The sequence below is a fragment of the Bradyrhizobium sp. Kon10 genome (assembly GCF_055807395.1).
Genome location: NZ_JBVVOZ010000022.1, coordinates 89819 through 99171 on the forward strand (window position 1 = coordinate 89819; position 9353 = coordinate 99171).

A 9353-nucleotide genomic window follows, 5' to 3' on the forward strand; every position below is an offset into this window, starting at 1 on the left:
CCGACTACTTCTGTTCGATCGCTTCGACGAGATGCTCGACTTCGGCCTCCAGCGCCGAAATCTGCGACTCGTGAGGATCCGGAATCATGCCGCGCATGATGGCGATCCGTTTGATCAACTCGGAGATTCCCTGCACGAGCAGCATCGCGAAGCCGATCATGATGAGTGACTTGGCGGGCCATTGCGGCAAGCCGCCGGCATTGCCGGATTGCTCGTTGATCTGGAACGAACGCAGGAAGAAGGGCACGCCGGTGACAAGCATGACGACCGTCAGCGGGATCAGGAAGAAAAGGTGGCCGATCACATCGATGATGTTGCGAGCCGGCTTCGGCAGCATGGCGTTAACGATGTCGATCCGGATGTGCTCGTTATCGAGCAGCGTCCAGGACGAGCACAGCAGGAACACGATGCTGAACAGCACCCATTGTAGCTCGAGCCAGGAATTGGACGAGGTGTCGAAGGCCTTGCGCACGATCGCATTCGCCGCCGAGATGATCACGGCGACCAGAATCAGCCAGGCCAGCCGTTTGCCGGTCCAGCGTGTAAACGCGTCAATCCCGCCGCTCAATTTCAGGAGCGCTGTCAATGATAGGTCCTCCCCGCTTGTGCCCCAGCCATCTTGACTGCACCGACTCGGGCGCGTTCGGCTTATCTCGCCGCGCAGGCATGAGGCCGCCGCACAAAATCAGCGGGCGTGCCGTCCGTCAATCGGAAGTTTGTTGATACTTATGGGAAATCGCCCCGGGCAGGGCAGGTAACGCTAGCCGCCGGTGACGCTCATATGCCTGGAGACGCTGGGACGGTCGTGGCGGCGGTCGATGATGAAATCGTGGCCCTTGGGCTTGAGCCCGATGGCGCGGTCGATCGCAGCGGCCAGCAGCGTGTCGTCGGTCGACGCGCGCAGAGGTTTGCGCAAATCGGAGGCATCCTCGTGGCCGAGACAGGTGTGCAGCGTGCCCGTGCAGGTGACCCGCACCCGGTTGCAGGATTCACAGAAATTATGGGTCATCGGCGTGATGAGGCCGAGCTTGCCGCCGGTCTCGGCGACGCTGACGTAGCGCGCCGGGCCGCCGGTGGTCTCGGCAAGATCCGTCAGCGTGAATTGCTGGGCGAGCCGCGCGCGCACCAGCGACAGCGGCAGATATTGGTCGATCCGCCCGGAGCCGATCTCGCCCATCGGCATCACCTCGATCAGCGTCAGCCCCATGCTCTTGCCATGGGCCCAGCGCATCAGGTCGGGGAGCTCGTCCTCGTTGAGGTTCTTCAGCGCCACCGCGTTGATCTTCACGGCGAGCCCCGCGGCACGCGCGGCCTCGATGCCTTCCAGCACCTTGTCGATCTCGCCCCAGCGGGTGATCTCGCGGAATTTTCGGGGATCGAGCGTGTCGAGTGAGACGTTGATGCGGCGGACGCCGCGATCGGCCAGTTCCTGCGCATGCTTTGCGAGCTGCGTGCCGTTGGTGGTGAGCGTCAACTCACCGAGGGCGCCGCTCGTCAAATGCCGCGACAGCGAGCGCACCAGCGACATCACGTTGCGGCGGACAAGAGGCTCGCCGCCGGTGAGCCGCAGCTTCTTGACGCCTTTGGCGATGAAGGCCGAGCACAGACGGTCGAGTTCCTCGAGCGTCAAGAGGTCGGCCTTGGGCAGGAACGTCATGTCTTCCGACATGCAGTAGAAGCAGCGCAGGTCGCAGCGGTCGGTGACGGAGACGCGCAGATAGCTAATGGTCCGCCCGAACGGATCGGTCATGGCGCTCGACAGCGCGGCTCGGGAACTGGCAGAGGATCCGTTCATTCGAAATGCCTTGTCACTGACGGCGACGGCGCACCTTTGCTTCAGCGGTGCCGTCAGAGCAATCTAAGCATCAGAAACGGTAAGGACAATCGCGCCGTCGACGGATGTCAGCGCTTGCCCGCGGTCGGTTCAGGGAACGGCGAACCCGCAGCGGGTGCTGCGGCGTCGGCCGGTGCTGCGGCAGGTGCTGCCGCGGCCGGCTTCGGCTTCTTCGGCTTCGGCCGGTGCGGCTTCTTCACGGGCTTGAGGGGCACTGCCGGCTGGAGCTCCGCAAACACGGGGTTCGGGTCGGTGGTGACGGAGGCGGGCGTGGTGAAATCGCCGGGATTCTTGATCAGGTTCACCGGCACGCTGACCGGCTGGTATTTATTGAGGGCGTAGTTGACCGTGAAGGGACTGTCGGGGGCGGGAACCGAGACCGAGCAGGGGGTCTTGCAGCCCGGGCCGAGCGAGGTGTTCGCGTCGGCGCCCGGAGGATTGGATTCAAGCCGGACCTGCACGGTCGGTGGGGCTGATTGGAACATGTTCCAGGAGAGTGAGGAGCAGCCACCCAGACTTGTTGCCGCCAGGGCGCTCGCTCCGGCTAACGCGATAGCTATGACACGACGCATGACCATCCACTTCTACTGCGACGAACCGCCACATTCCCCAAGGCGACCTTAGGAGCGTCGTTTTCCTCAGGCAACCGGCGGGCCGCGCATAGTTAATAGATGGTTAACGCGGGGTCCGCACGAATTATGCAGGAGATTCAGTAGCTTGACGAGCCTTAAACCGTCATCAGGCTGCTTGCGGCGGCCGGCAGGTCGCGCATGTGATGGATCAGCCGGTCCGGTTTGAGCTCGGCGATCGGCACGTCCGTATAGCCAAAGCTGACCCCGATCACGGGTACCCCGGCGCGCCGGGCAACCCCGATGTCGGGTCCGGCATCCCCGACCATGATGCTGGCCTTAACCTCGCCGCCGGCCCGGGCCACGGTCTCGCGGAAAATGGTCGGATCGGGCTTCTGGACCCCAAAGGTATCCGCACCGCAGATCGCCGCGAACCGGCGGCTCAGGTCGAGCTGGTCCAAGAGCCGCTTCGACAGCCATTCCAGCTTGTTGGTGCAGACCGCCAGCCGATGGCCCTGCGCCGCAAAAACCTCGAGCGCCGCCTCGAGCCCCTCGAACGGCCGGGATTCCACGGCGATATGGTCGGCATAATAGCCGATGAAATCCGCCGTCATCCGGTTCATCTCCGCAATGCTGACCATGCGTCCCTCGGCCTCCAGCCCCCGCTCGATCAGCTTGCGGGCGCCGGCACCGATCATGTTGCGGGCAGAGGCCATCGGCACCGGCGGCAGGCCTTCGCGGTCGAGCACATAATTCAGCGCGGTGATGAGGTCGGGCGCCGTATCCACGAGCGTGCCGTCGAGATCGAAGACGAGGGTGTAGGGGGAGGTCATTCCTCAAGCGCTATCGGTCCGGCCCGGGCCGCGCAAGGGGCGAGCGTATAAGATCACCTTATAGGCCTGCTCCCAGACCCTGTTCTCGAAGAGAAAACGAGGCTACACAGGCCGCCGCAAGTGCCGGTATTGGCGGCACATCCTTAAACTGAGGCGGGCGCAATTTGGATATGGACCAGTTGAAGCGGCAGGCTGCGGCGCGCGCCCTTGAGGACGTCCGTGACGGCATGCAGCTCGGGCTTGGCACCGGCTCGACCGCAAAGCACTTCGTCGAGCTGCTCGGAGAGCGGGTGCGGACCGGTCTCAAGGTGATCGGCGTTCCGACGTCGGAGGCGACGCGCCTTGATGCGATGCGTTGCGGCGTGCCGCTGACCACGCTCGACGAGATCGACCATCTCGACATCACAATCGACGGCGCCGACGAGATCGATCCCGAGCTCAATTTGATCAAGGGCGGCGGCGGCGCGCTGCTGCGCGAGAAGATCGTGGCCGCGGCCTCGGATCGCATGATCGTGATTGCCGACGAGAGCAAATGGGTGCCGACGCTCGGCCGGTTTCCGCTGCCGATCGAGGTCATTCCGTTCGGGTTAGAGGCGACACGCCGGGCGATCGAGAAGGCATTTGCGCAATGCGGCGTTTCCGGGCAAATGGCGGTCCGCAAGGCCAAGGATGGAGCGAAGGGTGCGGACGAGGACGGCCACGTTTTCGTCACCGATGGCGGCCACTGGATCGTCGATGCCCAGCTCGGACGGATTGCGGATCCGGCTCATCTCGCCACGGCGCTGAGCGCGATCCCGGGCGTGGTCGAGCATGGGTTGTTCATCGGCTTGGCCAGCTCGGCCGTTTTGGCGGGTGGCGAGGGAATTCGCGTGATTGAACGGCGAAAGCCGAAAGGAGACTAGGAATGAAGAGCCTGTTGAAATTGTTGCCGGCCGCGACCCTCGCTGTGGGACTGGCCCTTTCGGCCGCCCCGGCCATGGCGCAAAAGCCTGCCGCGCCGAAAGCCTCGCCCGCGGCCATCGCGGCGGCCAAGGAGATCCTGACGATCAAGAACGCTTCCGGGATGTATGCCGGTGCCGTGCCCGGCATGGTCGAGAAGACCAAGATCGCGCTGACGCAGCAGAACCTCAACTACCAGAAGGACCTCAACGAGGTTGCGCCGATCGTCGCCCAGCAACTCGCCGGCCGTCAGAACGAAATCGGCGAGGGCATGGCGCAGATCTATGCCAGCGAGTTCACGGAGCAGGAGCTCAAGGATCTCGTCACTTTCTACAAGTCGCCGCTCGGACAGAAGCTGCTCAGCGCCGAACCGAAAGCCATCGGTGAGAGCATGACCTTCATGAACACCTGGGCCCAGAACTTCTCCGAGACCGTCATGAGCGCCTTCCGGGCAGAGATGCGCAAGCGTGGCAAGGAAATCTGACAGCACCTATCTGACAGGGAATAGTTGATCGGAAATCCCTGAAAGAGGTCGGAGAGGACAATGGCTGAATTCGACGTCGACCTCTTTGTCATCGGTGGCGGCTCGGGCGGCGTGCGTGCCGCCCGGATCGCGGCCGGCCACGGCGCCCGCGTCATGATCGCGGAAGAGTACCGCATGGGCGGCACCTGCGTGATCCGCGGCTGCGTGCCGAAGAAGCTGTTGGTGATCGGCTCGCATTTTCGGCACGAGCTCGAGGACGCCGCCGGTTTCGGCTGGACCGTTCCGCCCGCGAGCTTCGACTGGCCGACGCTGATCGCCAACAAGGACAAGGAGATCGCGCGGCTGGAGGCGGCCTACACGACGAACGTCGAGAAGTCCGGCGCCGAGATCGTCAAGACCCGCGCGGTGATCGAGGACAGGCACACCGTTCGCCTGCTCGAGAACGACAGGAGGATCACCGCCAGGTACATCCTGATCGCCACCGGCGGCGCGCCCAATCACGGCGCCATGATCCCCGGCATCGAGCACGTGATCTCCTCCAACGAGGCCTTTCACCTGAAGACGCAGCCGAAGCGCATCGTGATCCAGGGCGGCGGCTACATCGCGCTCGAATTCGCCGGCATCTTTGCAGGGTTCGGCTCCGACGTGACCGTGATCTATCGCGGCGACAACATCTTGCGCGGCTTCGACGAGGATGTTCGCGCCCATGTTCGCAGCGAGATGGAGAAGCAGGGGATCACCATCCTCACCGGGTGCACCGTGGCGAAGGTCGACCGCCACGGCGATGAATTCACCACGCATCTTTCGAACGGCTCGAGCGTCGCCTCCGACCAGGTGATGTTCGCGATCGGCCGGCATCCTGCGGTGGCCAATCTTGGGCTCGAAAAGGCCGGCGTCGCCATCAATCCGAACAACGGCGGCATCGCGGTCGATCATTTCTCGAAGAGCTCGGTCGACAGCATCTACGCTATCGGCGACGTCACCCATCGCCACAATTTGACGCCGGTTGCGATCCGCGAGGGACATGCCTTTGCCGACACCGTGTTAGGCAAGCGCGAGGTGAAGGTCGATCATTCCACGATCCCGACCGCCGTGTTCTCGCAGCCGGAAGTCGGCACTGTCGGTCTCACCGAGACCGAAGCGCGCGCACGATATGGCCATGTCGACATCTACAAGACGACGTTCCGCCCGATCAAGGCGACGATGTCGGGCCGCGACACCCGCATGCTGATGAAGCTGGTCGTCGACGGCTTATCCGACCGCGTGCTCGGCTGCCACATCGTCGGTGACGGCGCCGCCGAGATCACCCAGGCGGTCGCGATTGCCGTGAAGATGAAGGCGACAAAGGCCGACTTCGACGCCACCTTCGCGCTGCATCCGACCGCCGCCGAAGAGCTCGTCACCATGCGCACCCCGACCGCGCGCCACGTCCGGCAGGCGGCGGAGTAGGAACACCGCTTAGCCGTACAGATACCCGACCGGCCTGCCTTCGGTGCGCAGCGGACGGATGTCTTTCCCCGTGATGATCTGACCAGCCAGGCCGTCGATCTCGTCGCGCTGTGTCGGTGTCCAGCTGCGAAGGTCGTTCATGCCTTTCAGAAGGCCGAGCCGGAGCACCTGGGTATTCTCGCCCAGTCCGACGAGGCTGATCGAGCTCCTGCCTGCCGTCACGACATCGCCGGCCGCCAGTTCGAAGGTCTCGCCAGCCTTGTTCTTGAATTCGGCCGTGCCGCGAATGACGCGATAGATAACGACCTCGCCCTTGGCAAAACAGGTCGGGTCCGCTGCTGCCGACGTGCTCTTCGGCAGCAACGAGTGGCCGCGCGGATCGGTGGCGATGATGTGGCCGGCGACGAGATGGCCGCTCGGAATCTCGATGCCGATATCGCGCACGTAAACCGGCATGGCCGATTTGATCGGACACTCGGCGAGCGGCTTGAACAGCGCATCGAGCGCCAAGGGATCCTGAAGCCAGAAGCCTGCATTGGCAGGGCGGTCATGCAAGGGGTGGCTCCAGGCCACCCGTGGCGTCTCGTCTTCGTTGATCTGATCCGGACCGACAATGGTCGGGTTCGGAAAGGTCGTCGGATCGGTGATGAAAGCTTCGAGGAATTTTCCGGAATAGCCCATCGAGATCGGGTCCGGCGCCACCGTCTGCGGCGTCTTGAGGTTCTCTTCGGTCGACAGGCCGGACCAGGTGTAGAACAGCTGGCGGTGCACGATCGCACTTTGCAGCATCACCGCGCCGGGGCCGACATTGTAAAAGCGGCCGTCGTAGTCGAAGGTGAACGCGCCCGAGGTGACCAGCACGAGCTGAAAGCCGCCCGGCGGAAGATGAAGATGGAAATCGGTCGGGCCGGTGTCGGGAAGGTAGATCGGCAAATTCGTCGCGACTTCGTGCAGCAGGAAGGTTTCATTGTTGGCGTGGAAGCCTTCGTTGGCGCGGTTGTAGAGGGCCTGCGGACGGTAGGTCGCCTCGTACTTCGCATTCCGGTCGCGATCGATCGCGACGAAATCCTGCGTGTTGAGGCGGAGCGGCGCGCCATTCGGATGGGTGAGGCCGGTGATTTTGAGATCGCCCGCAGCATGCACGTTCATGACGTTCTCCGGTCTGAGCTTTGCTCTCTCGGGACGTCACTTGCGAATATTGGGCCAGTTCGGTTGCGGAGCAGCAAGCGGATCTTCGTCCGGAAGTGCTGAGCCCGGTTGGCAAAAAAACCGGTGGTTGCCCCAGAGGTTAGATCGCTCGCTCGTCCGCGACGCCGGACCGCCGGCACAAGCTCGCGAATTCGGGAATGAGACGTACGCTGTCTAATTTGTCGGCAAGTCATGTTTGTCGGCAAGTCATGGCAAGCGCGTGCAACTGCGCCGACGGGAGACCAACACCCACGCCTGCGGACCGGCCACGACGTCAGGCCGACCCCGGACTCATGAGCAAGCCGGGGCGAGATCGAGCACTACGCCGATTGACATGTTGTTCATGTTTTGTTCTTATGCTGTAACCGAGATGGAGGCAGCCATGGACATCCGCATCAACGAAATCCGCAGAACCATCAGAGCCCTTCGCGTCAGCATGCTCGAGGCTGAAGCCATCATGCATGAGCAGATCAGACGGGACGAGGACTGTAGCTTCGTGGCGCAGGAAATCCTCAAGATGCGCTCGGTCATGAGTGTGCTCGCGAAGGAGCGTGTTGCGCTCGGCGACGACGAGCCGATCCTCGTGAAAAGCTTCTTCATTCCGCGGCGCCGGCCGACACGAAAACCGGTGGCTGCTCGTCCCCTGACGCATGGTTCGGTTTCCCGTCCGACGCTGGCGGCGAGAGCGTGATGCGGAGAACAGCTCACTCAAAGGACTGAGGCACGGGTCCGACGGCGGCGCGCCGCCGAGAACGGCACGGGACGAACTTCGTTGCTAAGGTGCGGGAAGCCAACATCGGAGATCGGCATGGACGATCAAGCCAGGCTGGCGGCGCTTCAGCGCCATTGGGATGCCTCGGACGCGAACGATTTCGAGGCCGAGCATGACATCTACTGCGACGATGCCGTGCTCGATTATCCGCAATCGGGCGAACGGATTCACGGCCGCAGAAACATTCAGGGGAGCCGCTTCCTGCAACCCAACAGGAAGCGGTTCACGGTTCGGCGAATTGTCGGCGGAGGCGATCTCTGGGTGAGCGAATTCGTTCTGACGTATGACGGCGTGCCGTCCTACGTCGTGAGCATCATGGAGTTTCGCGAAGAATTCGTCGCTCACGAGACGCAGTATTTCGGCGACCGGTTCGATCCGGCACCTTCGCGCGCGCATCTTGTCGAGCGGGTGAGGTGAGTACCCCATGGGACTGCGGAGAGCCATGACTGGCTCTCCGCAGTTTTTCCTTTTAGAAGTCGAAGGTCATGCCGGTGGTCACGGCTTCCGCCTTGTTGCCCGCAACAACGTTGTTGTTGGCGTCGCGTCCACAGACACCGTAGCCATGTCCGCTGACGCCGAGGCAGTAATGCGCGCCCGGCCCGTTGCGCAGATAGCTGCCGACGAGGTACCAGCTCACGAACGGGCTGAGGTGATACTTCACGCCGAGTGCGTATTGGTCGGCGCTGGAGTCCACGCTGTTGAGCGCGAAGTCGGCGGAACCGGCCGGAGCCGAGACCGGGACCCCAGGGGTGGGATAGGCGTTGAGGACGCCGGTGCCGGGCGAGCCTGGCGACGCGTTGGCGTGGGCCCAGGAGGCGCTGATGTCCCATTTCTCGACCGTCTGAGTCGCGCTCAGGAAGTAGCCGTCGCGCGAACGCTCGTTGAAATCGGCTACCGTATTTTGGCGGCGCATGATCTCGTAGATGCCATACAGCTGGAGGCTGCCGATCATGTCGTTGAACCGGTAGCCCGCGCCGAATTTCGCGGCCCATTCGTTGGCGATGCCGACGGCGCCCGGCGGCACGGTGAGAACGCCGCCATTGCTCAAGGGTGTCACCGCCTCGTCGCCGGTTCGGTTGGTGCCTTCGTGAAGCTCGTAGGCGGCGATTGCGGTGAATGGACCCTGGTTGTAGGTCAGCGATGCGCTATAGAGATTGCCATATGATCCGTCGGTGCAGCCCTCCGGCGCCGATGTGAGCGGGAAGCCCGAGCCGCTGCCGCGCGACGAGGTGGCAGGGCAGTTGAAATCGCCGAGCGCAAAGTCACTGTTGTCCTTCGCCGTGTT

General features: G+C 63.3%; 11 protein-coding genes. 5 read left to right on the forward strand and 6 right to left on the reverse strand.

Translation table 11 applies throughout. The features are described 5' to 3' along the window. Positions 1–4: 4 nt before the first annotated feature. The 4 genes from AC0L2O_RS26125 to AC0L2O_RS26140 form a co-directional block, all read right to left on the reverse strand. Complete coding sequence (locus AC0L2O_RS26125; protein ID WP_369724705.1) at positions 5–586, reverse strand: TRAP transporter small permease subunit; 582 nt, start codon at positions 584–586, stop codon at positions 5–7. Between the two features lie 174 nt (positions 587–760). Beyond that, entirely contained in the window at positions 761–1795 is a 1035-nt protein-coding gene (gene moaA / locus AC0L2O_RS26130; RefSeq protein WP_473371741.1) for a GTP 3',8-cyclase MoaA, read from the reverse strand. Between the two features lie 107 nt (positions 1796–1902). Beyond that, positions 1903–2406 carry a hypothetical protein gene (locus AC0L2O_RS26135; protein WP_409189224.1) on the reverse strand — a complete coding sequence of 168 codons (504 nt, stop codon included), beginning with the start codon at positions 2404–2406 and terminating at the stop codon, positions 1903–1905. Between the two features lie 155 nt (positions 2407–2561). Further along, positions 2562–3236 (reverse strand): HAD-IA family hydrolase, encoded by a 675-nt coding sequence (locus AC0L2O_RS26140; RefSeq protein WP_473371742.1) that lies wholly within the window; start codon positions 3234–3236, stop codon positions 2562–2564. Between the two features lie 164 nt (positions 3237–3400). Between AC0L2O_RS26140 and rpiA the strand changes: the two genes are divergently transcribed. Genes rpiA through gor form a run of 3 tightly spaced genes read left to right on the forward strand, consistent with a single transcriptional unit; the run spans position 3401 to position 6108 of the window. After that, positions 3401–4138 (forward strand): ribose-5-phosphate isomerase RpiA, encoded by a 738-nt coding sequence (gene rpiA, locus AC0L2O_RS26145; protein ID WP_409189222.1) that lies wholly within the window; start codon positions 3401–3403, stop codon positions 4136–4138. A gap of 2 nt (positions 4139–4140) precedes the next feature. Beyond that, the gene (locus AC0L2O_RS26150; RefSeq protein WP_369724697.1) at positions 4141–4659 is read left to right on the forward strand and encodes a DUF2059 domain-containing protein; all 519 of its coding nucleotides are present in this window, start codon (positions 4141–4143) and stop codon (positions 4657–4659) included. A 60-nt stretch (positions 4660–4719) separates the two neighbouring features. Then, positions 4720–6108, forward strand: a complete 1389-nt coding sequence (gene gor / locus AC0L2O_RS26155; protein WP_473371743.1) for a glutathione-disulfide reductase — start codon at positions 4720–4722, stop codon at positions 6106–6108. Between the two features lie 9 nt (positions 6109–6117). Here gor and AC0L2O_RS26160 read toward each other — a convergent pair whose 3' ends face one another. Then, a complete protein-coding gene (locus AC0L2O_RS26160) occupies positions 6118–7257 on the reverse strand; it encodes a hypothetical protein (protein ID WP_473371744.1) in 1140 nt (379 codons plus the stop codon). Between the two features lie 421 nt (positions 7258–7678). Here AC0L2O_RS26160 and AC0L2O_RS26165 point away from each other — a divergent pair, with 421 nt between their 5' ends. Then, positions 7679–7987, forward strand: coding sequence for a hypothetical protein (locus tag AC0L2O_RS26165; protein ID WP_473371745.1), 309 nt, complete (start codon positions 7679–7681; stop codon positions 7985–7987). Between the two features lie 117 nt (positions 7988–8104). Then, complete coding sequence (locus AC0L2O_RS26170; RefSeq protein WP_369724691.1) at positions 8105–8485, forward strand: nuclear transport factor 2 family protein; 381 nt, start codon at positions 8105–8107, stop codon at positions 8483–8485. Positions 8486–8537: 52 nt separating this feature from the next. Here the strand turns inward: AC0L2O_RS26170 and AC0L2O_RS26175 are convergent. Beyond that, the coding region (locus AC0L2O_RS26175; RefSeq protein ID WP_473371746.1) for a porin at positions 8538–9353 on the reverse strand (816 nt) is incomplete at its 5' end.